This is a genomic window from Leucobacter celer subsp. astrifaciens (assembly GCF_001273835.1).
Taxonomy (GTDB): Bacteria; Actinomycetota; Actinomycetes; order Actinomycetales; family Microbacteriaceae; genus Leucobacter; species Leucobacter celer.
Map to the genome: position 1 here is coordinate 1 of NZ_JHEI01000035.1, position 203 is coordinate 203.

Genomic DNA, 203 nt, shown 5'->3' on the forward strand with positions numbered 1-203 from the left:
ACGTCGCGCTGCGTGACCTCGGGGAGGCGTTCGGCACCCTGCAGCACCTCATCGAGGCCGGTGATGCCGCCCTCGAGCGCGTGCGCGCCGCCGCCGCGTCGCTTCCCGCCGATGCGTGGAAGCCCGTCGCAGACACGGAGCACGCCCCGGCCGTCATCGGCGCGCCGATCGTGCTCGCGGTGGGCCTCAACTACGACGAGCAC

1 pseudogene is annotated in these 203 nt (G+C 73.9%); it reads left to right on the plus strand.

From position 1 onward, the window contains the following. Positions 1 to 203 (plus strand): annotated as a pseudogene (locus tag AMS65_RS19665) (fumarylacetoacetate hydrolase family protein); the annotation flags it as partial.